Genomic DNA, 25923 nt, shown 5'->3' with positions numbered 1-25923 from the left:
AGGCCTTCCCGAAAGGGCACCACGCGCATGGAGCAGTACGAGCCCGACCGCCTCACCCCGGCCCAGCTGGCCGCCGTGCGGCGCAGCTTCCGCAACGGCAGGGCCTCTTTCAGCCGCCGCTCGATGCTGCGCGCCTCGGCGGGCGGCGCGCTCGCGGTCGGGGGACTCGGGGCGCTGAGCGCCTGCGGGATCCCCCCGGCCGGCCAGGCACAGGGTGGCACCTCCGCGGAGGACCACTCGGCCAAGGAGAAGATCCTGAACTTCTCCAACTGGCCCGTGTACATCGATGTCGACGACAGCGGAAAGAAGCACCCCACGCTCGACACGTTCACCCAGCAGACCGGCATCAAGGTCAAGTACAACGAGGACATCAACGACAACAACGAGTTCTTCGGCAAGGTCAAGCCGGAGCTCGCCGCCGGCCAGGACACCGGCCGGGACCTCATCGTCCTCACCGACTGGCTGGCCGCGCGGATGATCCGGCTGGGCTGGGTGGAGAAGCTGGACCCGGCGAACCTGCCGCACGCCTTCGCCAACCTGTCCGAGCAGTTCCGCAGCCCGGACTGGGACCCGGGGCGCGCCTACTCCTATCCGTGGCAGGGTGTCTCGAACGTCATCGCCTACAACAAGAAGGCGCTCGACGGCATCGAGGTGAAGTCGATCTCCGACATGCTGGACAACCCCAAGCTCAAAGGCCGGGTCGCCTTCCTGTCGGAGATGCGCGACACCATGGGCATGATGCTCATCGACATGGGCAAGGACCCGGCGAAGTTCACCGACGACGACTACGACGCGGCGATCGCCCGCCTGCAGAAAGCCGTCGACAAGGGGCAGATACGCCGCTTCACCGGCAACGACTACACGTCCGACCTGACCAAGGGAGACGTCGCCGTGTGCCTCGCCTGGGGCGGTGACATCGTCCAGCTCCAGTCGGACAGCGCCAACGTCGACTACATCATGCCGGAAGCCGGATTCACGACGGCCACCGACAACCTGCTCGTCCCCCGCGGGGCCCGCCACAAGGCGAACGCCGAGCGGTTGATCGACTTCTACTTCCGGCCCCTGCACGCGGCGCAGCTCTGTGCCTACACCGCCTTCATCAGTCCCGTCGACGGCGCGCAAGCGGAGCTGGCCAAGATCGACAAGTCTGCGGCGGAGAACCCGCTGATCATCCCCACCAAGGACATGGTGGCCAGGTCCCATTCCTTCCGCGCCCTGAGCGACAAGGAAGAGGCGGCCTACGAAGCGAAGTTCGCGAAGCTCACAGGGGCGTGACGACAATGATGACGAAAGACAACAGCGGCGACGTCCGCCTCTCCCAGATCGGCAAGCGCTACGGCGCCTTCACCGCCGTGCACCCGCTGGACCTGACCGTCCCGCAGGGGTCCTTCTTCGCCCTGCTCGGCGCCTCCGGCTGCGGCAAGACCACCACCCTGCGCATGATCGCCGGCCTGGAGGAGCCCACGCAGGGCTCCGTCCACCTCGGTGACCAGGACGTGACGCACCTGCCGCCGTACAAGCGCCCGGTGAACACGGTCTTCCAGTCCTACGCCCTCTTCCCGCACCTCGACATCTTCGAGAACGTCGCCTTCGGTCTGCGCCGGCGCGGCATCAAGTCGGTGAAGAAGCAGGTCGAGGAGATGCTCGACCTGGTGCAGCTCGGCGAGCAGGCGCGCAAGAAGCCGCACCAGCTCTCCGGCGGCCAGCAGCAGCGCGTCGCGGTCGCCCGCGCGCTGATCAACCACCCCAAGGTGCTCCTCCTTGACGAGCCGCTCGGCGCCCTGGACCTGAAGCTGCGCCGCCAGATGCAGCTGGAGCTCAAGCGCATCCAGACCGAGGTCGGCATCACCTTCATCCACGTCACGCACGACCAGGAGGAGGCCATGACCATGGCCGACACGGTCGCCGTGATGAACGGCGGCCGGGTGGAGCAACTCGGCTCGCCCACCGACCTCTACGAGAACCCGCAGACCACGTTCGTCGCGAACTTCCTCGGCACCTCCAACCTGATAGAGGCCGAGGTCGACGCCAGGAGCGGCGAGGAGATCGTCCTGAAGGCGGGCGGCGGCAAGCTCACCCTGCCCCAGGCGCGCTGCTCCGCCCCGGCCACGACCGGCGGCAAGGTGCTCGTCGGCGTCCGCCCGGAGAAGATCTCCCTCACCCACGCCGACGACGCGGGTGAGATCCCCGACAGCCGCAACCGCATCACGGGCCGGATCTCCCAGTCGAGTTTCATCGGCGTCTCCACGCAGTACGTGATCGACAGCCCCGTCTGCCCCGAGTTCGAGGTCTACGCGCAGAACATCGACCGCGACGCCCGCCTGGTGTCCGGCGCCGAGGTCGTCCTGCACTGGAACCCGGCCCACACCTTCGGCCTGGACGCGGCGCAGGATATCGACGCGGGCGTCGAGAGCCTCGGGACCGAAGAAGGGGACGCAGCCTGATGGCCGCCGTCACCGAGGCGCCCGCGCCGCCCACCGCCCAGCAGACGAGACCGCCGCGCAGGCGGGGCCGCTTCACGCCGTACTGGCTGCTGCTGCCCGGCATCCTCTGGCTCGTCGTCTTCTTCGCGCTGCCGATGATCTACCAGGCGTCCACGTCCGTGCAGACGGGCTCCCTGGAGCAGGGATACAAGGTCACCTGGCACTTCGCGACCTACTGGAACGCGCTGTCCGAGTACTGGCCGCAGTTCGTCCGCTCGGTCCTGTACGCGGCCTCCGCGACGATCATGTGCTTGCTGCTCGGCTATCCGCTGGCGTATCTCATCGCCTTCCGCGCGGGCCGCTGGCGCAACTTGATCATGATCCTGGTGATCGCGCCGTTCTTCACCAGCTTCCTGATCCGCACCCTGGCCTGGAAGACGATCCTCGCCGACGGCGGCCCGGTCGTGGGCGCCCTCAACACACTGCATGTCCTGGACGTCACCAACTGGCTCGGCTGGACCGCGGGCGACCGGGTGCTCGCCACCCCGTTGGCGGTGGTGTGCGGTCTGACGTACAACTTCCTGCCGTTCATGATCCTGCCGCTGTACACCTCGCTGGAGCGCATCGACCCTCGGCTGCACGAGGCGGCGGGCGACCTGTACGCCAGGCCGTTCACCACCTTCCGCAAGGTCACCTTGCCGCTGTCGATGCCGGGCGTGGTCTCCGGCACGCTGCTGACCTTCATCCCGGCGGCCGGCGACTACGTCAACGCGGACCTGCTCGGCTCGACCGACACCCGCATGGTCGGCAACGTCATCCAGACGCAGTTCCTGCGGATCCTGGACTATCCGACGGCGGCGGCCCTCTCCTTCATCCTCATGGCCGCGATCCTCGCCATGATCACCATCTACATCCGCAAGTCCGGCACGGAGGATCTGGTTTAAATGGCCTTCGTCAACTGGCTCAAGCGCCACCTCGTCGTCATCGCCGGACTGCTGACGCTCGGATACCTGCTCCTGCCGAACATCGTCGTCACGGTCTTCTCCTTCAACAAGCCGAAGGGCCGCTTCAACTACCAGTGGCAGGCGTTCTCCACGGACGCCTGGAAGGACCCGTGCGGTGTCGCCGACATGTGCGGATCGCTGTCGCTCAGCCTCCAGATCGCCGTCTGGGCCACGATCGGCGCCACCGCCCTCGGCACGATGATCGCCTTCGCGCTGGTCCGCTACCGCTTCCGCGCGCGGGGCACCGTGAGCTCGCTGATCTTCCTGCCGATGGCGATGCCCGAGGTGGTCATGGCGGCCTCGCTGCTCACCCTGTTCCTCAACATGGGTGCGCAGCTCGGCTTCTGGACCATCCTGATCGCGCACATCATGTTCTGCCTCAGCTTCGTCGTCGTCGCCGTCAAGGCGCGCGTGATGTCGATGGACCCGAGGCTGGAGCAGGCCGCGCAGGACCTGTACGCCGGACCGGTGCAGACCTTCGTCCGGGTCACCCTGCCGATCGCGGCCCCCGGAATCGCCGCGGGCGCGATGCTCGCCTTCGCGCTGTCGTTCGACGACTTCATCATCACGAACTTCAACGCGGGCTCGACCGTGACCTTCCCGATGTTCGTCTGGGGCTCGGCACAGCGCGGAACACCCGTCCAGATCAACGTCATCGGTACGGCCATGTTCGTCATCGCCGTACTGCTCGTCCTGGTCTCCATGGCCATCGGCCGCCGCCGTACCAGGCAGAAGGCATAGCACCCGCCTCACCGCAACAACGAAATTGACTCTGTAGGGAGTTGAAATCATGGCCCCTGGCGCCATGAGCCGTGAGCACGACTGGACCACATCCCTCTCCGAGGCCCAGCCGGTCCCGTACTGGCTGGACGACCCCGGCAGGCCCCGCCCGGAGCCGGCGCTGACCGGAGCCGAGACCTGCGACCTGCTGGTGGTCGGAGGTGGTTACAGCGGACTGTGGACCGCGCTGATCGCCAAGGAGCGCGACCCCGCCACGGACGTGGTGCTGGTGGAGGGCCGCGAGGTGGGCTGGGCCGCCTCCGGCCGCAACGGCGGCTTCTGCGCCGCCTCCCTCACGCACGGCCTGGCCAACGGTCTCGCCCGCTGGCCGGAGGAGATCCACAAGCTGGAGGAACTGGGCGCCCGCAACCTCGACGCCATCGAGGAGACGGTCGCCCGCCACTCCATCGACTGCGAGTTCGAGCGCACCGGCGAACTCGACGTCGCCACCGAGCCGTACCAGGCCCGGGAACTGGAGGACTGGTACGCGGAGATGCAGGAGCACGACCTGGCCGAGGGCTTCGAGTTCCTCGACCGGGACGCGGTGCGCGAGCAGGTCGCCTCACCGACCTTCGAGGCCGGCCTGTGGGACCGCCGGGGCGTCGCCATGGTCCACCCGGCCAAGCTCGCCTGGGGCCTGAAGCAGGCGTGCGTGCGCCTCGGCGTGCGCGTCTACGAGCGCACGCCCGCCCTGACGCTGAGGCCGTACGGCGCCGGAATGTCCGTACGCACGCCCTACGGCCGGATCAGGGCCCGCCGGGTCGCGCTCGGCACCAACGTCTTCCCCAACCTCGTCAAGCGGGTGCGCTCGTACACCGTCCCGGTCTACGACTACGCCCTGATGACCGAGCCGCTCAGCGCCGAGCAGCTGGCGTCGATCGGCTGGAAGAACCGGCAGGGCCTCGGGGACTCGGCGAACCAGTTCCACTACTTCCGGCTGTCGGCCGACAACCGCGTCCTGTGGGGCGGTTACGACGCGATCTACCCGTACGGCGGCCGGGTGCGCGCGGAGTACGACGACCGCCCCGAGACCTACGCCAAGCTGGCCGGGCACTTCTTCACCTGCTTCCCGCAGTTGGAGGGCGTCCGCTTCACCCACGCCTGGGGCGGGGCGATCGACACCTGCTCGCGCTTCTCGGCGTTCTTCGGCACCGCCCACCAGGGGAAGGTCGCCTACGCGGCCGGCTACACGGGCCTCGGCGTGGGCGCGACCCGCTTCGGCGCCGAGGTGATGCTCGACCTGCTGGCCGGCCGGCGCACTGAGCGCACCGAGCTGGAGATGGTCCGCAAGAAGCCGCTGCCCTTCCCGCCGGAGCCGTTCGCCTGGACCGGCATCGCGCTCACCAAGTGGTCACTGGCCCGCGCCGACGAGCACGGCGGCCGGCGCAACCTGTGGCTGCGGACGATGGACCGCCTGGGCCTGGGCTTCGACAGCTGACACCTGCGAGGAGACCTCCCTCCCTCACGACGCGCCCCCGCGCGTCCACGGGGAAGGGAGGTCTTCGCATGCCCACGTGAGGACGGCAACCGCCAGGGCCCGGGACATGCCGCTGAAGCCGCAGGCCTTGACAACCGAATTGGTCTGGACCAAATTGGCCGCGCTCCACCCTCCCCAATCCCCCCATGACCGGAGGCAGTTGTGGACCGCGACATACGGAGACCAGCCAGGCCGGCCAGGCCGGCCAGGCCGGCCGGACCGGCCAGGCGCCGGCTGCTCGCCGCGCTGACGGCCACGTTCCTCGCCCTGCCCGGTGTCACCGCGCTCACGACGACCGCGCGAGCGGCCGACGCGGACATCCTGCGCAACGGCGGCTTCGAGGCGGGCCTTGACGGCTGGACCTGCTCGGGATCCGGTACGACGGTGAAGTCCCCGGCCCGCAGCGGCAGTTCGGCGTTGCAGGCGACGCCGGCCGGCAGCGACAACGCCCAGTGCACGCAGACGGTGTCGGTCCAGCCGAACTCCCAGTACACGCTGAGCGGTTACGTCCGCGGCTCCTACGTCTACCTGGGCGCGAGCGGCACCGGCACCACCGACGTCTCCACCTGGACCCAGTCGGCCCCCGACTGGCAGCAGCTCACCACCACCTTCCGCACCGGCGCGCAGACCACCAAGGTCACGGTCTACACCCACGGCTGGTACGGCACGGGCGCCTACAACGCCGACGACCTCTCGCTCGTCGGCCCGGGCGGGAACACCGGCCAGCAGCCGCCCGCCGCGCCGCCCGGTCTGAAGACCGGCACCGTCACCTCGGCCGGCGTGGCCCTGTCCTGGTCCCCGGTGGCCGACGCCACGAGCTACACGGTCTACCGCGACGGCACGAAGGCCCAGACGGTGACCGGCACGTCCGCCACGATCACCGGCCTGTCGCCCTCGACCACGTACGGCTTCCAGGTCGCGGCGGTGAACGCCGCGGGCGAGTCCGCGAAGTCGGCGACGGTGACGGCGAAGACGGCCGCGGACTCGGGCGAGCCCGGTGGCGGCAGCGCGGACCTTCCGCCGCACGCCCTGGTCGGCTATCTGCACGCGAGCTTCGCCAACGGCTCCGGTTACACGCGCATGGCCGACGTCCCCGGCAGCTGGGACGTCATCGACCTGGCCTTCGGCGAGCCGACGTCGGTCACCTCGGGCGACATCCGCTTCAACCGCTGCCCGGTCACCGAGTGCCCGAACGTCGAGAGCGACGCCGAGTTCAAGGCGGCCATCAAGGCCAAGCAGGCGGCCGGCAAGAAGGTCCTGATCTCCATCGGCGGCCAGAACGGCCAGGTGCAGCTGACCACGACGGCGGCCAGGGACACGTTCGTCTCGTCCGTTTCGCGGATCATCGACGAATACGGCCTCGACGGCCTCGACATCGACTTCGAGGGCCACTCCCTGTCCCTCAATGCGAACGACACGGACTTCCGGAACCCGACCACGCCCGTGGTCGTCAACCTGATCTCGGCCCTGAAGACCCTGAAGGCGAAATACGGCGCCAGGTTCGTCCTGACCATGGCCCCGGAGACCTTCTTCGTGCAGATGGGCTACCAGTACTACGGCACGGGCAAGTGGGGCGGCCAGGACCCGCGCTGCGGCGCCTACCTCCCGGTGATCCACGCCCTCCGCGACGACCTGACCCTGCTCCACGTCCAGGACTACAACTCGGGCCCGATCATGGGTCTGGACAACCAGTACCACTCCATGGGCGGCGCGGACTTCCACATCGCCATGACCGACATGCTCCTGACAGGCTTCCCGGTGGCCGGCGACGCGGCGAACGTCTTCCCGCCGCTGCGCCCCGACCAGGTCGCCATCGGAATGCCGGCGTCCACCAACGCGGGCAACGGTTATGTCGCCCCGCCGGAGGTCACCAAGGCCCTGGACTGCCTGACCAAGAAGACGAACTGCGGCTCCTCCACCACCCACGGCACCTGGCCGGCCCTGCGCGGCCTGATGACGTGGTCGGTCAACTGGGACCGGTTCGGGAACTGGCAGTTCCAGAACACCTTCGACGCCTACTTCGGGCGCGGCCGCTGAACCGTGAGCCGGTTCACTCCAACGAGGGGCCACAATCCGCGTAATGGCTGATGGGATACCTCCCTCTCCCTTGTGACGCGGCCCGCGTCCACGAACGATGAGGGAGGTCTTCTCATGACTGGGGCGAAGACGGAGGTCGCCTGGCCGGCATCGGTCGCGCCGAACCCCGAGGCCTGCCGCCGGGAGTGGGAACGCGACCCCCAGGGGGGTCGCCCTGCTGCCCGCGGGCAAGGCCTGGGACGTCCTGATCCTGCCCGGCGTGCTCGGCTGTCCGACGCTCGACGTCCTGATCCGAGTCCTCGACCGACCAGGGCCGGTGCTGGCCGACTTCGGGGACGAGCGCACGGGTTTCTTCGTGCCGCCGGGCACCGCGGCCCGCCGGCTCGGCACCGGTATCCGCGCCGCGGGGCTCGGCACCTGGATCGTCGTGCCGTATCCGGGGCGGAGCACCGGCAGGGTGCGCTGGCTGGTCACCCCGGACGGCTCGGGCACCCTCACCGACCCGGCACTGCTGGAACTGGCGATGCACGCGGCGGCCGCGGCCCTGGCCCTCAAGGAGGAGGGCTGATGTGCGGGAGCCGACTCGAACACGCAGATGGGATACCGGTTCTAGGGTGCGGCGTCAGTGGTCGCGGCGGCGCCGATCAGCAGCCACAGCGCGGACAGCAGCACGGAAGCCAGGCACCAACCGGCCACGACATCCAGTGGCCAGTGGTAGCCGCGCCGCACCAGCCCGAAGGAGGCGCCGGACACGAGAGCGGCGAACACCGCGACGACGGTCCGGCGGGCGGCGGCCGTGCGCAGCCAGGGCAGCAGCACGAGCGCCGCGGCACCGTAGGCGACGGCGGCGGTGGCCGCGTGCCCCGACGGGAAGTACCCGGTACCGGGCGGCATGACCGCGGTACCGGGCCGGGCCGTCCAGGCCTTCAACGGCACGACCAGCGCCGGGAGCAGGGCCATCGCCACGGCTGCCGTGAGGGGCGCGAGCCACCAGCGCTCCGCGCCGGCGGCGCGTCCCCGCCAGGCCGTGTGGATCAGGACGGCCAGGAGCACGGGTATCGCGATCTGCACCTGGCCCAGATCGGAGAGCAGTTCGGAGAGGCGGTCCGGGTGCAGCAGGGCGTGACTGACCTCCCGGTCCGCGTCCAGCAGCGGGCCGCCCGCCGTCACCTGCCAGGTGATCAGTGCGAACAGGAGGGCCGGGACGGCGAGCAGGCACACCACGAACACCACGGTGCACAGCTTCGCAGGCAGGGTGAGTGAGCCCGGACCCGGGCCGGTCGGTCTTGAGCCGTGCCGGTCCCGAGCCGTGCCGGCCGGTCCCGGACACACCGAAGGGCCGGCACAAGGGGGGGTGTGCGCCGGCCCGACGGGGACGGCCGTCCCATCTGTCTGCGACCGTCCGGATCGGAAGGCCGCGCGCCCCGGGGGGTCTGGGGCGGGCGACTGTCCGATCATTGAGGAGAACCGGAACCCGTGGGTTCCGGGTGTGTGCGCGAGGCACGACCAGGTCGAAGCTGGGGAGGCTACGGCCTGAGGCCGCCCACAGTCCCCTGTGGGCGGGTGTATCTCTCATCCGGGATGAACCTACGGCAGCCGGTGGGCGGAGGACAGCGGGAACGGCGTCCTGCCATCCACCTCGCACACCTTCTTCACACGCTCTGCCGCCGGCTGCGTCAGGCGTGCATATCCGCCGCTCAGATGCGCGCGAACGCCTGCTCGATGATGTCGAGGCCCTCGCTCAGCAGGTCCTCGCCGATGACGAGCGGGGGCAGGAAGCGCAGCACGTTGCCGTAGGTGCCGCAGCTCAGGACGAGCAGGCCCTCGGCGTGGCAGGCCTTGACGAGCGCGGCCGTCGCCTCCGGGTTCGGCTCCTTGGTGGCGCGGTCCTTGACCAGCTCGATGGCGATCATCGCGCCGCGGCCGCGGACGTCGCCGATGATGTCGAACTTGTCCTGCATCGCGGTGAGGCGGGCCTTCATGACCTCCTCGATCCGCTTCGCCTTGGCGTTGAGGTCGAGTTCCTTCATGGTCTCGATCGCGCCGAGCGCGCCCGCGCAAGCCACAGGGTTGCCGCCGTAGGTGCCGCCGAGGCCGCCCGCGTGCGCGGCGTCCATGATCTCGGCGCGGCCGGTGACGGCGGCCAGCGGCAGACCGCCGGCGATACCCTTGGCGGTGGTGATCAGGTCCGGGACGATGCCCTCGTCCTCGCAGGCGAACCACTGGCCGGTGCGGCAGAAACCGGCCTGGATCTCGTCGGCGACGAACACGATGCCGTTGTCGGCGGCGAACTGGCGGATCGCGGGCAGGAAGCCCTTGGCCGGCTCGATGAAGCCGCCCTCGCCGAGCACCGGCTCGATGATGATCGCGGCCACGTTGTCCGCGCCGACCTGCTTGGTGATCTGGTCGATGGCCTGCTTGGCGGCCTCGGGGCCGGCGTTCTCCGGGCCGGTCGGCCAGCGGTAGCCGTAGGCCACCGGCACCCGGTAGACCTCGGGCGCGAACGGACCGAAGCCGTGCTTGTACGGCATGTTCTTCGCCGTCAGCGCCATGGTGAGGTTGGTGCGGCCGTGGTAGCCGTGGTCGAAGACGACGACGGCCTGGCGCTTGGTGTGGGCGCGGGCGATCTTGACGGCGTTCTCGACGGCCTCGGCGCCCGAGTTGAACAGCGCGGACTTCTTGGCGTGGTCACCCGGCGTGAGCTCGGCCAGCGCCTCGGCGACGGCCACGTAGCCCTCGTACGGCGTGACCATGAAACACGTGTGGGTGAAGTCGGCGAGCTGGGCGGAGGCGCGGCGTACGACGGCCTCGGCGGACGCGCCGACCGAGGTCACCGCGATGCCGGAGCCGAAGTCGATGAGGCGGTTGCCGTCGACGTCCTCGATGATGCCGCCGCCGGCACGCGTGACGAAGACCGGCAGCGTGGAGCCCACGCCCTGCGCGACCACAGCGGTCCGGCGGGCCTGCAGCTCCTGCGACTTCGGGCCGGGGATGGCGGTGACGACGCGGCGCTCCTGCTCAAGTGCGGTCATGGGGGCTCCCTGATGAGATCTTGCGTACGGCGGCGTTTTTCGGACGCTTTTCCTTCTTTTCTCGCAGGTTAGGGCGGCGAGGAGGACGTGGGCATGCTCCATGTGGGCGTTGTCGGCGACCGCGGTTGTCCGCGGTGGACATAGGAGGGACGCGGGCCGGAAAACGCGGGCGCCGGCGCCGTGACCTGCGGTGTGCCGCGCAATCGGTGAACTCCCCTTGCGCGGGCGTTAGATTGACTCGCTGATGGTGGACGGAACGGCTGGTCAGGGGGCAAGGGCGATGGACGACGGGACGCAGGACGCCCGGGGTACGCACGCGAACCCCGTGCCACGCCCGGCGGTGCCGAGGGACGCTCCCGCGGCGCCACGCCGGCCGAGCATCCCCCCGACCGCGCCCGGTGCCTACGAGCAGTATCCGCAAGAGGGACCTGGGCAGCACGGGCAGCTCCCCGAGCGGCAGCCCGGCGTCGCCGAGTGGCTCGACACCCCCCGCCCGGCCGCCGCGCCCGGCATCTGGCGCTTCGGGCACCGCCCGCCCAAGGCCGCGAGGACACCGGACCGGCTGCCGTCGATCACGATCGTCGGGCTGCTGATCCCGCTGGTCGTGGCCCTGCTGGTGTGGTCGCTGTGGCGGCAGGGCGCGCTGCCGTACCAGGGGGCGCCGCTGAAACTGTTCACCCCGGACGACTGGTGGTGGGGCGGCACGGTGTCCCCCAAGGGGATGCAGGGCCGCGAGGCCATGGTGGTCTACGACGGCGTGTTCTTCGCCGTGCTCGTCTACGCCGTGGGACGACTGGGCAGCTGGCCCGACGTCGTACGGCACTTCGTGGGCCGCCGCCCGCAGCCCGCGCGGGCCCTGTTCGCCGCCGCGGGCGCCCTGATCGCGCTCAGCCTGGTCTTTCCCGGCGCCTTCCCGGGCGTCGGCTGGGACCCCCTGCCGGTCGTCGACCCCGTCTTCTCCCTGATCGTCCTCGTCTCGGGCGGCTACGGCCTGTTCGCCTCCCAGCTGTTCACCGACGCGCTGTACGCGCTCATCACCCTGCTGGTCGTCTGGCCGTTCGCCCGGGTCGGCGGCTGGTGGGCGTACGCCGGGGAACTCGCCGCGCGCCGCCGGGCGGCCGCGGACCCCGTCGCCCCGTCCGCGGCGGACCTGCCGCGCTCGCAGTGGCCCGGACCGCGCAACGCCGGGCAGTACCAGGCGGCCGACCTGCTGGCCGCCGAGGTCGCCGCGGGCCGGATGAACGACGTGGACTGCGCCCGGGTCGAGCGGGCATGGGAGGCGGCCCGGCGGGAGGCACGCCCGGCGGCCTTCACCGAGACCGTGCTGCGGCAGGGCGCCGCCGCCTGGACGCACCCTTCCGGGACGCGCGACCTGCCGGGCCGCACCGCGCGCCACGACCTGCTGGAAGGGCAGGTGCGCATCGGACGCTGGGCGGGGGAGCGGACCCCGCGCGACTACGAGGGGGCGGCGGCCGCCCTCGGCCCCGAGACGCTCGGCACCTCGCTGCTGCTGGTGGGGCCGTCCGGGTCCGGGAAGACCCGGAACGTCACCGGGCCGGTCACCGAGGCGCTCACCCTCCAGGCCCTCACCGGAGCGTGCGCGGTGGTCGCCGTCTGCGCCGCCGGGACCCCGCTCGGCCCGGACTCCGCGTACGACGTGGTGGTCCGGATCGGCGACCCCGCCTCCGTCCACGACCTCGACCCGTACGCCGGGTCGGACGACCCCGACGAGGCCGCCGCCCTCCTGGCCGAAGCCCTGGTCGGCGACCTGGACACCGTCGGCGGGCAGAGCGCCGCCACCGCGCTCGCCCAGTTGCTCGGCCCCTACCGGGCGGTGCACGGCCACTTCCCTTCGCTGCCCGTGCTGCGCGAACTCCTGGAGGGCGATCCCGGCGCACTGGCGTCGCTGCGGGCGGGGCTCGCCGCCAACGAGCACGCCGTGATGCGGCGCGAACTCGACGCCCGGACGCGGCAGGCCGGCTCCGCGGCAGACGTCGGACCGGCCCTCGCGGACCGGCTCGCGCTCCTGGACCGCCCGGCCTTCGCCGACTTCTTCGGCGCGGCGGGGCCCGGCGGCCGGCCCTTCTCGCTGCGCGCGGTGGCCCACCATCCGCTGCGGGTCCGCGTCGACCTGCCCGAACGCGGACACGAGGAGGCGTCCCGGCTGATCACCCGGCTGGTCCTGGCCCAGTTCCACACGGTCGTACGGGACACCCGGCGCTCCCACTTCGCCTGTCTGGTCCTCGACGACGCCACCGGGGTCGTCACCGCGGAGTCGGTGCGCCGCGTCCAGGGGCTGCGCTCCCGGAACGCCGGCGTCGTCCTCGCGCTCCGGTCGGTCGCCGACGTGCCCGAGGCGCTGCACGGCCCGCTGCTGGGGGCGGTCGGCTGCCGTATGGCGCTCGCCGGCGTCACCACCTGGGACGGCGGCCGGTTCGCGCAGGCCTGGGGGACCGAGTGGGTGGAGACCAAGGAGGTGGCCAAGCACACCGTCTTCGCCCACCAGCCGATGACCCGCGCCATCCACGCCCTGCGCAAGCTGGTGACCGGACGGGCCGTGACGACGGACGCCGTGACGACCCGGCAGGTGGAGCGGGAGCGCTGGTCCGCCTCCCAGCTGGCCCACGAGGTCCCGCCCGGGCACGCGGTGCTGTCGCTGACCGGCGTCCGGGGCGAGCACACGCCGCCGCTGCTGGTGGACCTGCGGGGCTGAACGGGGCGGGAGGCGAACGCGGCGTATGCGCACGGCCGTAACACGTTGACCGTACGGTGAGGCAGAATCGGCATAGGTTGTTCATACGTGACGTCCAAAAGATCACAATGATCATCCGATCTCCATAGAGCCTCCGCGCAAGAACCCGTAGAAGAAGCCCGCACAAGAACCCCGCAGACCAGAAGGCCTCATGCCCCCGACGCTCGCCTCGCTCGTCCACCACTCCGCGCTCAAGCTGACCGTGCGCGCGGGCGGGGACCGCCTGGACGTACCCGTCCGCTGGGCCCACGTCAGCGAGCTCGCCGACCCCGTGCCGTACATGGAGGGCGGGGAACTGCTGCTGATCACCGCGCTCAAGCTGGACGCGGAGAATCCCGACGCCATGCGCCGCTATGTGAAGCGGTTGGTCAAGGCCGGGGTCGTCGGGCTCGGCTTCGCCGTCGGGGTCAACTACGAGGACATCCCCGGGGCGCTCGTCGACGCCGCCGAGGAGGAGGGGCTGCCGCTGCTCGAGGTGCCCCGCCGCACCCCGTTCCTCGCCATCAGCAAGGCGGTGTCGGCGGCCATCGCGGCCGACCAGTACCGGGCGGTCACAGCCGGCTTCGCCGCCCAGCGGGAACTGACCAAGCAGGCCCTGAACGCCGGACCCGAGGGACTGCTCGCCGCGCTCGCGGCCCAGGTGGACGGCTGGGCGGCGCTCTACGACGCCTCGGGCGCCGTCGTCGGCGCGGCACCCGAGTGGGCCACACGCCGCGCCGAGCGGCTCACGGCCGACATCGACCGGCTGCGCGACCGGCCGGCCCCCGCGTCCGCCGTGGTCGGCGGACCCGAGACCGAGGACCGCGTCGAACTGCACTCCATCGGCACCGGGCGCCGCCCGCGTGCCGCGCTCGCCGTCGGCACGGCCGCCACCCTCGGCACCGCCGAGCGGTACGCCGTCCACTCCGCCGTGGCCCTGCTGACGCTCACCACGGAACGCTCACGCTCGCTGCACGCCGCCGAGCAGCGCATCGGTGCCGCTGTGCTGCGCATGCTGCTCGCCGGGCAGCCCGACCATGCCCGCGCGGTGGCCGGAGACCTGTACGGCGGCCTGCTGGACGCCCCCTTCCGCATGATCGTCGCCGAGTCCGCCTCGGCGTCCGCCGCGCGGGCGCACGCCGGCACTCACGCGCGCGTGCAGTCCGCCGCACCCTCCCCGGCCGCGGTACTGGCCGCCGCCGGCACCGGCGCCGACCCGCTCGCCGTGCTGGCAGAGATCGTGGAGGCGGCCGCCGCCCGGTCGGGGGAGGCGGTGCTGGTGGTGCCCGACGGGGAGCGCCTGGTGGTGCTCGCCGCCGACGGGGGCGCGGCCGTGGCGGTGTGCGGTCAGTACGCCGCGGCGCTGGAGGCGGCGCGGGCCGAGGCCGTGCGCGAGCAGTCGGGCGGGGAGGAGGGCGAACTGGTCGTCGGGCTGTCCGGGCCGGCCGGGCCCATCGCGGCGGCCGCCGCGTACAAGCAGGCCGATCAGGCGCTGTCGGTGGCGCGGCGGCGCGGACGGGTGCTCGTCGAGCACGACCAGCTCGCCTCCGGATCGGTGCTGCCGCTGCTGGCGGACGACGCGGTCAGGGCGTTCGCGGACGGGCTGCTGCGCGCGCTGTACGAGCACGACGCGACGGGCCGCGGTGATCTGGTGGCCTCGCTGCGGGCCTGGCTGTCCCGGCACGGCCAGTGGGACGCGGCCGCCGCCGATCTCGGCGTCCACCGGCACACCCTGCGGTACCGGATGCGCCGGGTCGAGGAGATCCTCGGCCGCTCCCTGGACGATCCGGACGTGCGGATGGAGCTGTGGCTGGCGCTGAAGGCCACGTCCACGGAGTAGGGATCCTGCCGGATAGCGCGCCGGCCACCGCGCCGGACAGGCCTCGTACGCCAATCCGGCGCACCCCCGCCCCGCACTGCTACGACTCGGACAAGCGACCCCGGGCCGCCCCCGCCCTACCGTGGACGACGAAAGCCAAGTACATCTCCTACGCGGAAGGGCCGGGACTCCTTGATGACTTCCACCCACGCCTTCTGGCTCGCCGGCCGCCAGGTCACCGGCGAGGACACCTTCGACGTCACCAACCCGTGGGACGGGCGGCTGGTCGGCAAGGTCGGCGTGCCGACCGACGCCCAGGTCGAGGAGGCCGTGGCCGCCGCGTACGCCGTGCGGGACGACTTCGCCGCCACCCCGGCGCACGTGCGGGCCGCCGCCCTCGACCACGTCAGCAAGCGGCTGGTCGAGCGCACCGAGGAGATCGCGCAGCTCATCTCCGCCGAGAACGGCAAGCCGATCAAGTGGGCGCGCGGCGAGGTCGGCCGTGCCGTGTCCGTGTTCCGGTTCGCCGCGGAGGAGGCCCGCCGGTTCAACGGCGGCGACGCCCAGCGTCTGGACACCGACGCCGGCGGCCAGGGCCGCCTCGCCTTCACCCGCCGCTTCCCCAAGGGCGTCGTCCTCGGCATCGCGCCGTTCAACTTCCCGCTGAACCTGTGCGCCCACAAGGTCGCCCCGGCCATCGCCGCCGGCGCGCCGATCATCCTCAAGCCCGCCCCGGCCACCCCGCTGTCCGGGCTGATCCTCGGCGAGCTGCTGGCCGAGACCGACCTGCCGGCCGGTTCCTGGTCGATCCTCCCGGTCGCCAACGACAAGATGCCGGCCCTCGTCCAGGACGAGCGCCTGCCGGTCATCTCCTTCACCGGTTCCGAGAAGGTCGGCTACGCGATCATGGACTCGGTGCCGCGCAAGCACTGCACCCTGGAGCTCGGCGGCAACGGCGCGGCCGTCGTCCTCGCCGACTACGCGAGCGACGAGGACTTGGACTGGGCCGCGGGCCGCATCGCGACCTTCTCCAACTACCAGGGCGGCCAGTCCTGCATCTCCGTGCAGCGCGTGATCGCCGACGCCTCGGTCTACGAGCGCCTGCTGCCGCGCATCGTCGCCGCCGTCGAGGCCCAGGTCACCGGTGACCCCTCCGACCCGAAGACCGATGTCGGCCCGCTGGTCAGCGAGGACGCCGCCAAGCGCGTGGAGTCCTGGGTGCAGGAGGCCGTCGAGGCCGGCGCCACCCTGCACGCCGGCGGCAAGCGCGACGGCGCCTCGTACGCCCCGACCGTCCTCACCGACGTGCCGTCCGAGGTGACGATCTCCTGCGAGGAGGTCTTCGGCCCCGTCCTGACCGTGCAGAGGGTGAACGGCGAGGCCGAGGCCTTCGCCGCCGTCAACGACTCCAAGTACGGCCTCCAGGCAGGCGTGTTCACCCACGACCTGCAGACCGCCTTCCGCGCCCACCGCGCCCTGGAGGTCGGCGGCGTGGTCGTCGGCGACGTCCCGTCCTACCGCGCCGACCAGATGCCGTACGGCGGCGTCAAGCAGTCCGGCGTGGGCCGCGAGGGCGTCAAGTTCGCGATGGACGACTACACCTACGAGCGCGTCCTGGTCCTGACCGGCCTCGCCCTGTAGGCCTGACGGTCCGTCGACCGACGACGGCCGGAGCCCGCTGTGCGGGGGCTCCGGCCGTCGTCGTATGCCCGTGTGCTGACCAAAAGAGAGGGTGGCTCGAGGACCGGCGACGGGACCAGCGGACCGTCTTCCCGGCCGTTGCCGCCGCCACCGTAGCCGAAGGCGGCGACCAGAGAAAACGTGCAGAACGACCTGAGGGCCACGCCGTTAGACTCATTGGCAAGCGGCCGATCAACCTCCCTCGGACAGGAAGAGCCAGGGGTGCCCAACACACTGCAGGAAATGATCAAGAACAAGCTGGACCAAAAGGGATGGTCCTACAGCGATGTAGCGCGCCGGGGCGGCATCTCTCGCTCGACCGTTCACCATCTGGCGACGTCGGCGAAGCTGGCGCAGATGCCTCAGCAGACCACGCTGGAGGGTCTCGCCAGAGGCCTGGGCATACCGGCGGCGCCCGTGCTGCGTGCGGCGGCCGAGGCCGCAGGTGTCCATGTCTACTTCGAGAACGCGCCCGAGATCACGGATCCGGAGGTGGAGATCCTCATCGCGAGCGTGCAGAAGCTCAGTCCTGCGGCCCGCCGGCATGTGGCTGTGCTCGTCGAGTCCTTGCTGCAGGCAGGGGAGTCCTAGAGAGAGTGGATCAAAACCTCTTCATTCCTGCCACTTTGATCCAGCCGATCAGTGTCCGCACTGTTGCGTAGTCGAGTTCTGCCACCCTGACAATCGCTTGTAAACCGTGGGAATCCATCGGCACGCACGCCGCATCCAGGGCGCAGTACAGCAGCACTTGATGGGCCTGCGTCGCCGAAAGAGGCCTTCCTGCATCCATTCCGGCCCTTAATTCCTCGGCGATTGGCAGGGGTGGTGTGACGTCCATGTCTCCAGACTTTTCTCGAGCCTTCGCGGATCATCCTCGTCGTTGTGGTCCGTGAGTTCGCGGCACATTCTTTCCCAGAATGCCTCGACCACTGCGTGATCGTACCAATCGCCGATGGTCCCGGAAGCAGTGCCGCGCCTCAGGGCCTGCGCACGCTCAGTGAAACAGCATCCGACAAGGTTTCCCTTTGCGGTGTCCGGGGCCTGCTCCGCGGCGGCCTCATAGGAAATCGCTTTGTCGAATGCGCGATCAATGAGCGAGGCGCTTGCCTCGGGGGCCGTGCTCCAGCTCACCAGGTGATGTGACGTCGAGTCGAGGACGACAGCAGCGGACAAGGCGCCCTTCGGTGTGCTGTGGGTGAATACGTCGATGACCCAGCGCCGGGTGGAAACCCCGGAGACAGTGGACGGCGCGCCCTCGTGCAGCCTGCCGGCCCTGCCGCGGATGCCGGCCTGAGCCATGAGGAGCTCCACCGTTCCATGGCTGACACTGATGCCGTAGCGGCGGCCGAGCTCCTGCCGGATGCGGCGGTAGCCAAAGGTCGAACCGGATGAGCTGTAAATGTCGAGAATGATCCGGGACAGCCAGGCGTGCCGCAATGATCGAGCCGACGGAAGGCGGTCACGCCACGCGTAATAGCCGGACTCCGAGACGCCGAGCAGCTGAATGATTCCGCGCGCCGGGAAGCCCTCTTCCGCCATCGCGGAAATCACTTCGTATCGTCTTTTGGGGGCACCACTTCCGACATGAGGTCAATGACTCTCCGGCACGCCGCGATCTCGCTCTCCAGCTTTTCGATGCGAGCTTGCGCCTGCTTCAGCTTGGACTGGGACATGAGATGAGCGCTGCTCACCGGACCTCGCTTCCCGACCGTGATTTCCGTACTCAGGGCTGTGGTGGGAGTCCACAGCCCTGAGCGCTTTTGCGGGACCTACCGGACGTAGCGGTGCATGGTCACGGTCGGTGCGAAGTCGGCCAACGAGTCGCTGCTGCCACCCCTTGGTGCGCGGGCCGCCTCACGGTCGAGGATCGTCTTCACCCTGCGGGCCAGCTCGTCCGCCTGTTGTGTGAGCTGGGAGATCGGCAGGCGAGACGCCTTGAGGGCCTCGACCTGGTGGTTGATCGAGTCGAGTTCGTTGCGGCCGTCGCGGCTGAGGCTGAATCCCCGAGGCGTGGCGACGATGAATTGATATGCCCCGGAGAACGTCTCGCACGACGGGCAGTGTTCGTTGATGCCCCTGCTGATGTTGGAGGCGTTGATGAGGCGCGCGTTTCGGCCGGCCGTGGTGACGATCTGGTAGGAGAGGGCGATCGAACGGCAGGGGGCGTCGATGGAGCAGCCTGAGGACACTGCCGTAGCCCGGTTGTTCGCCGTCACGGCGACGGTCGGACCGTATTCGTGGATCTTGAAGGATTCGTCGAACTGGTTCCTGTGGGCCCTGTTGGCGTGGCTCTGCGCCATGTCGACCGCGATGGCGACGCTCTGGGAGATGCGGGAACCGCCGGGGCTGGCACCCGCCGAGGTGGTACTGGCCGTCACGGCCAGTCCGGCGGTCGCGGCGATGCCGAGGCCGATCGCCGCTTTGGAGGAGGTCTTGGGGCGGGGCTTGCGGTGGTTCATCGTTCTCTCCTGCGGATGAGGTGGTGTGCGGAGTCAGGAAGGGCTGGAGCCGGATGGGGCTGTCTCGGAGGGCGAGGGGGATGCGGTGACGGACTCCGAGGGAGGGGAAGAGGGGGACGCGGAGGCCGTCCGGCTTTCGGAAGGGTGTGGGGACGGCGTGGTGGGAGTGCTGCCGGCTGGTGTGGTCGGGGTCGGACCTGCCTCCGCCGTGGAGGCGGCCGGTGTGCCGGGGGGAGGCGCCGGGGCGGTTGCCGAGGTGGCGGGCGGGGCCGCCGCGGAGCGGGATGGAACGGTTCCGGGGGACGAGGTGCTGTTGTGTCGTGCGATCCGCTTCCCCGGGGTGGTGCCGGCAGGGTGGCCCGCCTGGGAGTCCGTGGGGGTGGGGTGCGGGGCTCGGACGGTGGGCACGCCGGGTTGCAGGACAGGAGTGACCGGGGCTGATTCGGGAAGCGGCTTGGGCGCAAGTCCCTGCACCCAGGCGGTTCCGAGAACGGCGCAGCCGGCGACGACTGCGGCTGCCAGAGCCAGACGCATGGCCGGCTTGCCCTCTGTCGCTCTCCGGGCGGCTCGGTACAGGCGGGCCGTCAGCCGCCCCGCGAGATAGGCGCCTCCTGCCATCGGGCAGAGCAGCATGAGTGTGCCGATGACTCCGACCAGCCCGGCGGTGATCTGCCCCGCCGTGAACGCCGAGTACGTGCCGAGGCATTGGGCCGAAAGGCTGCGCAGTGCGGTGGCCAGGAGGCGTGGAAGGTTCCACAGGGCGTACCCGGCCTCTGCCAGGAGCAGGGGGATCATGGTCAAGACCCACACCGTCACGATGATCCGGGCGGAGCGCTTGAGGTCGGCCGCACCTGCGACGGGGCGTTTCCGCCCGGGCAGCATGCTCAACAGGATGGGCTTGACCTTGCCGTACAGGTCGGGAACACCGGCCAGGTCGCCGAGGATGTAGTAGCCGTCGAGCCGCACCGCCGGCACCAGCTGTTCGAGGACCTCGAAGTGCGTGAGGTAGACCGCGGCAAGGAAGAAGGACTGGCCCGTGAGAAGGTAGCCCGCGGTGAGGGCCAGCATGAAGATGACGTTGAAATACACGCCCCCCAGCCCGGTACGCAGGCGGCCGGTCTTCCCGATCCGGTACACGTCGGTGACGTCCGTGTACATGGATGGCCAGATCAGGAAGATGCCGCATCCGATCTTTCCGGGTACGCCCCCGCTGTACCGGCAGGCCGACGCGTGCCCGAACTCGTGAAAGACGAGGGAGGCGACTGTCAGCACGAAGAGGATGAGCATCCACAGCGGCTGTTCGAGCACTTGCAGCACGGACGTGATGGCTCCATGAACACCGAAAAGCCAGATGTCCATGGCCGCGGTGCCTGCGAGTACCAATGCCACAACAAGGGGCCGGTGCAGCCAGGAGAGCGCGGCGGCGATGCGAGCCACCTGAGCCTCGTGGAAGATCACTTTGTGGCCACGGAGGGCGAGGAGCAGGTCCGAGCGCGGGGCCGGGGGCTCTTCCGGCAGGTCTCCGAAGGGGACCGTGATACCGAGGGGAGTGAGCTTTCGCTCCACCAGGTGGACGACGTTCTCCGTGGTGACTTCAGCCCCGTAGCGCCCGCTCACCCGATGGGAGATCGCTTCGGCGTCGCGTACGCCGTCGATGGAGCTCACGACGAGGTACAGCAGGCGCGACAGTTGGATTACCTGACCGTCACCTCGGCGGACAATGTACTTGCGCTCGGTGAAGCCAGACCCCTGGTATTCCCCGAGGGTCTGCAAGCCGTGGCTCAGTCGGGGAACGGGCGCGGCGTTCCACGGCATGAAGGTGCCGGCCGCCTTGGTGTGCATCGAGTGGGTGAATGAGTCCGGCGTGCCGTTGATGGCCGCTTCCTGTGGGAAACCGTCCCAGGGGTGCGGAACCTGAACATCCAGCGTTCTGAAGCCGCTGGGTTCTTCGGACCCCGTCATTCTCTTCTCCAAGGCGCGTCTGATTTTCTGACGAATGGCCACAGCACTGGACAGCAGGCGTGCCGTATGGAATACCGGGCATGGAGCGGGTGCAGGGCCAAGTCCGTCGACCTGGCCCTGCACACCGCCTGCCGGAGTTACTGCTGAATGCTGATGGCCTGCTGCGCCTCGGACTGGGCGACGGCCCAGGGCGAGCACGAGTTCAGCGCGGCGGACTCGTTGTGAGCGTCCACGTGCGCGGTCTTCTTAGTGATGCTGGTCATCTTGGTGAAGTTGAACGAGAACTTCCCCAGCGCCTCCCGGCCGGGCAGCAGTTCCGCGGTCTCGGCCTCGAGCTGGTCCATGTTCATGGGGACACCTTTCATTGAAGGGTTGTTGGGGGTTCTGGCGGCAGAGATCCGCTCTTCGCAGCCGGGTCATGCGGAAGACCCTGCTGTGGAGCCGGAGGCGGCGGAACCGCTGGGGGAACCAGCAGGCACACACCAACCGCGCCGTCCAGAGACTCCGAACGGTTTGTCCGGAGGTCCCGGACAGTAGCGGAAGCGGAAGTGGGAGTGCAAACCACCTATATGCGACATGCGTTCAAAAGCGCACGGTCGTTCCCTTCCGGGTCCCCGCGGGGGAGGGTGTGCCGGCGCCCCGGAGCTGTGTCTCGACCTGTACGCGGGCTTTGAGGGGCGAGCGAACTCTGTAAAAGTCAGGGCAGATCAAGGGCGATTGTCGCGCTCTACGGGCTGCGAAGTAACAGGTGGTGGGGTTCCTGCTCCTTTTTTACTCCTGGAAATACGGGTCGTTTAAGAGCGGGAATTAGCCTGCGGGAGTCATTGATTCAGTCCCGAGAACCGGTCGGACGGCTAATCTCGCCACGCCGCATAATTCGTCTGGACGGGTGTTTCGAAAAGGCGGGGCAGTGCTGCTTCACACATGCTCGGCAAGGCGGTTGAGCTGCTGCTTTCTAATCCCGGTCGGCTGCCCCCTCGTGCCTGACCGCGCACCGGCTTCAGCGGTGGGCCCAGTAATTCGATGTAACGTCGGATGCAGCGGCAGGGAAACACCGAATTCCTGCCGTTCGAAAGGAGAGCAAGTGAAGACCATTGCGAGATCGGTGGCGGTCGCGCTTCTGACTGCCGGCGCCGTCGTGGTGCCTGCCTCCGCAGAGGCGATTGCGGCCCCGCTCCATGCCCCAGCCTCCGCGACGTTGGCGGCCCACTCGTTCGACCGAGGCGACCGTTACAGCCCCTACGAGTACCGCCACGGCTCTGACCTGCGGCGACACCGCGACTACTGGCGTCATGACAGCTACCGGTACCGGTACTGCGACCGCTACTCGAGGTGGGACCGGGACTGCGACCGAGACTGGCGCTACCAGTCGAACCGATGGGACTGCTACCCCTACGGGCGTCGCTACTAGTACCGCTCCCGTGAAAGGCCGAGCCGCCCGCCGTCGAACCTTCCGACGGCGGGCGGCTCGCCTTTTGCTGAGGCGGGGGTGATCTCGGAACTTGGTGGTGGAGGGATTTTCCTATTCGCGCCCGGTAATCAGTCGATGGTCAGCCTATAGACCGTCAGGGCCATTCCGTCGACTGAAACACAGGAATCCATCTGGCTTGTTGTCAACCTGAGGACAACACTGCTGAGGGTCTGAAGTTCGGCCGCACTGAGAACGGCGGTGGCGGCCTTGATCAGGTCGGTCAGTGTTGCCTCGGACACTTCCTGGCGTGCGTCACCGGGGAGCAAAATAACCGTCTCACCAGTGCTGCCGCGGACGACAGCGGTCATTGAAGTTCCTCGTACGACGAGCACCTGCTACCCCTCTCGCCAGCGCACCATTTTCGACCCGCTGATACTGGCGCGGCAGGAGGGAGGGTATCCGGTTCACCCCAGTGCGACGGCCTCCCAGCCGTCGGCCGCGTCGAGCTCCTCTTGGAGTCTGATCGCGTGGACGATACTCGCGTTGAGTGTCTTGCGAATGATGGGATCGGAGATCCCCCACGCGTTCATGGCCTCGTTCGGGGACAGTGCCGCTGAGGCTGCCTCGTGGCTTGCGGTTCGGGCCCCTCGTTGTTCAGGGATGAGACCGCTCTCCACCAGCATCGCTCGGTGATCGAGGTCGAGGACCGTGGCCCACTTCGTCAGCTGTGAGGGGAGCGGCAGGGTTCTGCCGTCCAGCGTCCGGCTGATGGTGGTCAGGCTCAGCCCGGTCAGGGCCGCCAGTTGCGCTCGGCCGCCCTTGCGCCGGCGGATGTCGTACCCGGCCGCGGTCGCGGCCGCGGAGAGGTAGGCGCCGACACGCCGCGCTTGAGCCTGTCGCCCGGTCCGATTCCCCTGATGGAGATCTTCCGTAATCCGCATGTCCGGAGGGTAGCGCGCATGCATGTACTTTCACGCTAGTTGCATGCGTGCACCTTTGCAGGTCAAGGGCCTAGATCGGCATTCCTCCAGGCCAACTCGTCGATCGAGTACTTATGTGCGAATAAAAATAGCCTTGCGTCACATCAGCCTGGCAACTTCCATACGTCCGTGCGTGTGGGTTAGCCGCACGGATGCAAGTCCCTTAGGGGGTCTTCTGACCATGCTCCGCCTCCATATGGCCAAGCTCCTGGTGAAGGCCAAGGAGCTTGGTGACGAAAGTGTTGCCGACGTGGCGCAGCGCACCGGTATCAGCAGGTCGACGCTCCACCGGCTCGCGGCCGGGACGAAAGAACCGAGCCTGGCCACGCTCTGGACGCTGCGCGACGCCTACGGGGTCGGGCTCGACACTCTCGTTTACGACGACCCGCTGACCACGCGGCGCACCGCCGTTCCACGCCGGTGGCCGACGCCCGCTCCAGTCGGACGCCGGCGCGAGTCCGGCTGACGGCCCGCGGAGCCCGCGGGGGCGGTCTCTCCTCGTCACCCAGCCCCACACAGTTCCTCCACTCACGATCGGAAGCAGGCTTTGATTTCTCATGCCCAGGCCGTGTCCGGCGGCCTCACAACGAGGGAACCGGCCCTCATCACCCGCGCCCAGCAAGGCGATCCCGAGGCATTCGGCGAGCTGTACCGGATGTACCACGACGTAATCGCCGCGTTCATCGGCCTCCGCGTCAGATCGAACCCGACGCTCGCCGAGGACCTCACGGCCGATGTCTTCATGAAGGCGTGGGCCAAGATCGGCACCTTCCGGTGGACCGGCACGTCGATCCGTGCCTGGCTGTGCACGATCGCCCGCAACGTGGTCGCCGACCACTTCAAGGTCGCCGCGACACGGCGCCTGACCTTCGTGGACCAGATCACCCACGTGTGGGACGCCTGGGTGACCCCGGTGAGCACCGCGGAGGACACGGTCCTGTCCACCCTTGCCGCTGCCGACCTGCACCATGCCCTGTCCGGGATCACGCCACGTCAACAGGCCGTCATCCGGCTCCGGTTCCTCCGCGAGCTGTCCGTCAGCGAGACGGCCCGCACCATGGGCACCACCGACGCCGCCGTCAAGACCCTGCAGTGGCGCGCGCTCGACTCCCTCCGCAGGGCCTATGTGGAGGCGGGAGCATGACGACCACTCCCGACAGCCGTAGCGACGCCGAGATCGAGCGCGAACTGACCGAGCAATTGGCGCAGTTGGCCCGGAGGTTCATCGCGGGCCTCCAGGCGCAGGGGCGCCTGGTGGAAACGGGCGGCGCCGAAGCCCTCAAACGGCTCCAGGAACAGGACGAAGCGCAGCGCGGCCTGCCCGAAGAGGACCAGCCGGCCGCCGACGTCACCGAAGCCGCCGCCGACCCGAAGCCGCCCGCCCCGGCACTCCTCCGCGTGATCGCTCTGCCCGGCACCGGACTTGACACGCCCCCGGCGCCCGACACCGCGGCGAGTGTGCCGCAGCCGGCCGTCGTGCCCGTCGCCGAGCAGACCCCCATGATCAGGCCCGCCGCCGCTCGGACCACGAGCACCGAGGAGCAGGGCGCGGCCGACTGGACTCCGGCGCAGGCCCGTACGGCCGCTGTGGCGGCCAAGCTGCGGGCCGAGAACGCGGGCCGGCTCGAGACCACGCACATCACCTCGGACCACGAGCGCGTCGTCATCCACATCCACGCCCTCTCGCTCGACCACTGGGAGTACTGGCTGACCGCCATCGGCGCAGCACTCGACGCTCCCACCCACCGCGCCGGATGGGCCCAGACCGCCGCCGGACAGATCGACGCCGTCGACGTCCACCTCACCGCGTACCAAGTGCCGCACCTTCTCGACACCGCCGCGGAGGCCGCCGGCGAACCGTTCTTCCTGGGAGGCCGCGTTTACGACCTCGCCCGCGGCCAGGTCGACCGGCACGGCCAGATGTGGAGCTACCTCGGCCAACGACGGGAAGACGGCATGCCGCTGCTGACCCTCTGCGGCACCAGCAGCCCTCCTTACCCGCTCGCCTCGATCGTCACGGCCAACGGCCCCCTCTCCGCCGTTGAGACGCAGACCGCCGAGGCCTCGTCCCCGGACGCCGAAGACACCCGGTGAACACCGACCCCGATCACGGTGAGTCGCATCCAGG

The 25923-nt window shown here is 69.6% G+C and carries 23 protein-coding genes and 1 pseudogene; 15 read left to right on the top strand and 9 right to left on the bottom strand.

Features of this window, described 5'->3' with window-relative positions; translation table 11 throughout:
• The first annotated feature begins 27 nt into the window (after positions 1-27).
• From ACWEK3_RS32750 to ACWEK3_RS32720, 7 genes and pseudogenes are all read left to right on the top strand, one after another.
• A complete protein-coding gene (locus ACWEK3_RS32750) occupies positions 28-1275 on the top strand; it encodes a polyamine ABC transporter substrate-binding protein (protein WP_450541260.1) in 1248 nt (415 codons plus the stop codon).
• Positions 1272-2444 carry an ABC transporter ATP-binding protein gene (locus tag ACWEK3_RS32745; RefSeq protein WP_450541262.1) on the top strand — a complete coding sequence of 391 codons (1173 nt, stop codon included), beginning with the start codon at positions 1272-1274 and terminating at the stop codon, positions 2442-2444. The genes ACWEK3_RS32750 and ACWEK3_RS32745 overlap by 4 nt, the downstream gene beginning before the upstream one ends.
• Positions 2444-3367, top strand: a complete 924-nt coding sequence (locus ACWEK3_RS32740) for an ABC transporter permease (protein ID WP_453251280.1) — start codon at positions 2444-2446, stop codon at positions 3365-3367. Before ACWEK3_RS32745 ends, ACWEK3_RS32740 begins: the two co-directional genes overlap by 1 nt.
• Positions 3368-4168 carry an ABC transporter permease gene (locus tag ACWEK3_RS32735; RefSeq protein ID WP_361421546.1) on the top strand — a complete coding sequence of 267 codons (801 nt, stop codon included), beginning with the start codon at positions 3368-3370 and terminating at the stop codon, positions 4166-4168.
• A 49-nt stretch (positions 4169-4217) separates the two neighbouring features.
• Entirely contained in the window at positions 4218-5645 is a 1428-nt protein-coding gene (locus ACWEK3_RS32730) for an NAD(P)/FAD-dependent oxidoreductase (RefSeq protein WP_453251279.1), read from the top strand.
• 201 nt (positions 5646-5846) lie between these two features.
• Complete coding sequence (locus ACWEK3_RS32725; protein ID WP_453251278.1) at positions 5847-7721, top strand: chitinase; 1875 nt, start codon at positions 5847-5849, stop codon at positions 7719-7721.
• A 114-nt stretch (positions 7722-7835) separates the two neighbouring features.
• Positions 7836-8289 (top strand): annotated as a pseudogene (locus tag ACWEK3_RS32720) (hypothetical protein).
• Between the two features lie 41 nt (positions 8290-8330).
• On the opposite strand, the gene ACWEK3_RS32715 reads toward ACWEK3_RS32720, so the two are convergent.
• Both ACWEK3_RS32715 and gabT read right to left on the bottom strand, forming a co-directional pair.
• Positions 8331-8954 carry a phosphatase PAP2 family protein gene (locus ACWEK3_RS32715; protein ID WP_450541268.1) on the bottom strand — a complete coding sequence of 208 codons (624 nt, stop codon included), beginning with the start codon at positions 8952-8954 and terminating at the stop codon, positions 8331-8333.
• A gap of 464 nt (positions 8955-9418) precedes the next feature.
• Positions 9419-10753, bottom strand: coding sequence for a 4-aminobutyrate--2-oxoglutarate transaminase (gabT, locus tag ACWEK3_RS32710; protein ID WP_390723662.1), 1335 nt, complete (start codon positions 10751-10753; stop codon positions 9419-9421).
• A 280-nt stretch (positions 10754-11033) separates the two neighbouring features.
• Between gabT and ACWEK3_RS32705 the strand changes: the two genes are divergently transcribed.
• From ACWEK3_RS32705 to ACWEK3_RS32690, 4 genes are all read left to right on the top strand, one after another.
• The gene (locus ACWEK3_RS32705; protein ID WP_450541270.1) at positions 11034-13466 is read left to right on the top strand and encodes an ATP/GTP-binding protein; all 2433 of its coding nucleotides are present in this window, start codon (positions 11034-11036) and stop codon (positions 13464-13466) included.
• A 190-nt stretch (positions 13467-13656) separates the two neighbouring features.
• Positions 13657-15324, top strand: a complete 1668-nt coding sequence (locus tag ACWEK3_RS32700; RefSeq protein WP_450541271.1) for a PucR family transcriptional regulator — start codon at positions 13657-13659, stop codon at positions 15322-15324.
• Between the two features lie 174 nt (positions 15325-15498).
• The gene (locus ACWEK3_RS32695; RefSeq protein ID WP_450541273.1) at positions 15499-16944 is read left to right on the top strand and encodes an aldehyde dehydrogenase family protein; all 1446 of its coding nucleotides are present in this window, start codon (positions 15499-15501) and stop codon (positions 16942-16944) included.
• A gap of 282 nt (positions 16945-17226) precedes the next feature.
• Positions 17227-17574, top strand: coding sequence for a helix-turn-helix domain-containing protein (locus ACWEK3_RS32690; protein ID WP_390723666.1), 348 nt, complete (start codon positions 17227-17229; stop codon positions 17572-17574).
• Positions 17575-17584: 10 nt separating this feature from the next.
• Here ACWEK3_RS32690 and ACWEK3_RS32685 read toward each other — a convergent pair whose 3' ends face one another.
• The 5 genes from ACWEK3_RS32685 to ACWEK3_RS32665 form a co-directional block, all read right to left on the bottom strand.
• Positions 17585-17821 (bottom strand): hypothetical protein, encoded by a 237-nt coding sequence (locus ACWEK3_RS32685; protein ID WP_453251277.1) that lies wholly within the window; start codon positions 17819-17821, stop codon positions 17585-17587.
• Positions 17782-18534 (bottom strand): IS3 family transposase, encoded by a 753-nt coding sequence (locus ACWEK3_RS32680; RefSeq protein ID WP_450541277.1) that lies wholly within the window; start codon positions 18532-18534, stop codon positions 17782-17784. Before ACWEK3_RS32680 ends, ACWEK3_RS32685 begins: the two co-directional genes overlap by 40 nt.
• Before the next feature lie 218 nt (positions 18535-18752).
• Positions 18753-19442: a hypothetical protein gene (locus ACWEK3_RS32675; RefSeq protein WP_453251276.1), complete on the bottom strand. Its 690-nt coding sequence runs from the start codon at positions 19440-19442 to the stop codon at positions 18753-18755.
• A 33-nt stretch (positions 19443-19475) separates the two neighbouring features.
• Entirely contained in the window at positions 19476-21602 is a 2127-nt protein-coding gene (locus ACWEK3_RS32670) for a hypothetical protein (RefSeq protein ID WP_450541279.1), read from the bottom strand.
• Positions 21542-21754: a hypothetical protein gene (locus ACWEK3_RS32665; RefSeq protein WP_361425617.1), complete on the bottom strand. Its 213-nt coding sequence runs from the start codon at positions 21752-21754 to the stop codon at positions 21542-21544. Before ACWEK3_RS32665 ends, ACWEK3_RS32670 begins: the two co-directional genes overlap by 61 nt.
• Positions 21755-22488: 734 nt before the next feature.
• On the opposite strand from ACWEK3_RS32665, the gene ACWEK3_RS32660 reads away from it, so the two are divergent.
• Positions 22489-22815 carry a hypothetical protein gene (locus ACWEK3_RS32660; protein WP_450541282.1) on the top strand — a complete coding sequence of 109 codons (327 nt, stop codon included), beginning with the start codon at positions 22489-22491 and terminating at the stop codon, positions 22813-22815.
• A 128-nt stretch (positions 22816-22943) separates the two neighbouring features.
• Here the strand turns inward: ACWEK3_RS32660 and ACWEK3_RS32655 are convergent, their stop codons facing one another.
• Together ACWEK3_RS32655 and ACWEK3_RS32650 are read right to left on the bottom strand one after the other, a co-directional pair.
• Positions 22944-23183 (bottom strand): hypothetical protein, encoded by a 240-nt coding sequence (locus ACWEK3_RS32655; protein ID WP_453064735.1) that lies wholly within the window; start codon positions 23181-23183, stop codon positions 22944-22946.
• Positions 23184-23279: 96 nt separating this feature from the next.
• Positions 23280-23780 carry a helix-turn-helix domain-containing protein gene (locus ACWEK3_RS32650; protein WP_384438584.1) on the bottom strand — a complete coding sequence of 167 codons (501 nt, stop codon included), beginning with the start codon at positions 23778-23780 and terminating at the stop codon, positions 23280-23282.
• 211 nt (positions 23781-23991) lie between these two features.
• Here ACWEK3_RS32650 and ACWEK3_RS32645 point away from each other — a divergent pair, with 211 nt between their 5' ends.
• From ACWEK3_RS32645 to ACWEK3_RS32635, 3 genes are all read left to right on the top strand, one after another.
• Positions 23992-24261 (top strand): helix-turn-helix domain-containing protein, encoded by a 270-nt coding sequence (locus tag ACWEK3_RS32645; RefSeq protein WP_453251275.1) that lies wholly within the window; start codon positions 23992-23994, stop codon positions 24259-24261.
• 102 nt (positions 24262-24363) lie between these two features.
• Positions 24364-24939, top strand: a complete 576-nt coding sequence (locus tag ACWEK3_RS32640) for a sigma-70 family RNA polymerase sigma factor (RefSeq protein ID WP_384438578.1) — start codon at positions 24364-24366, stop codon at positions 24937-24939.
• A complete protein-coding gene (locus ACWEK3_RS32635) occupies positions 24936-25889 on the top strand; it encodes a BN159_2729 family protein (RefSeq protein ID WP_450541288.1) in 954 nt (317 codons plus the stop codon). Before ACWEK3_RS32640 ends, ACWEK3_RS32635 begins: the two co-directional genes overlap by 4 nt.
• Positions 25890-25923 lie beyond the last annotated feature (34 nt).

It is taken from the genome of Streptomyces sp. NPDC004721 (genome assembly GCF_053601495.1).
This window is presented reverse-complemented; position numbering and strand designations above follow the sequence as displayed.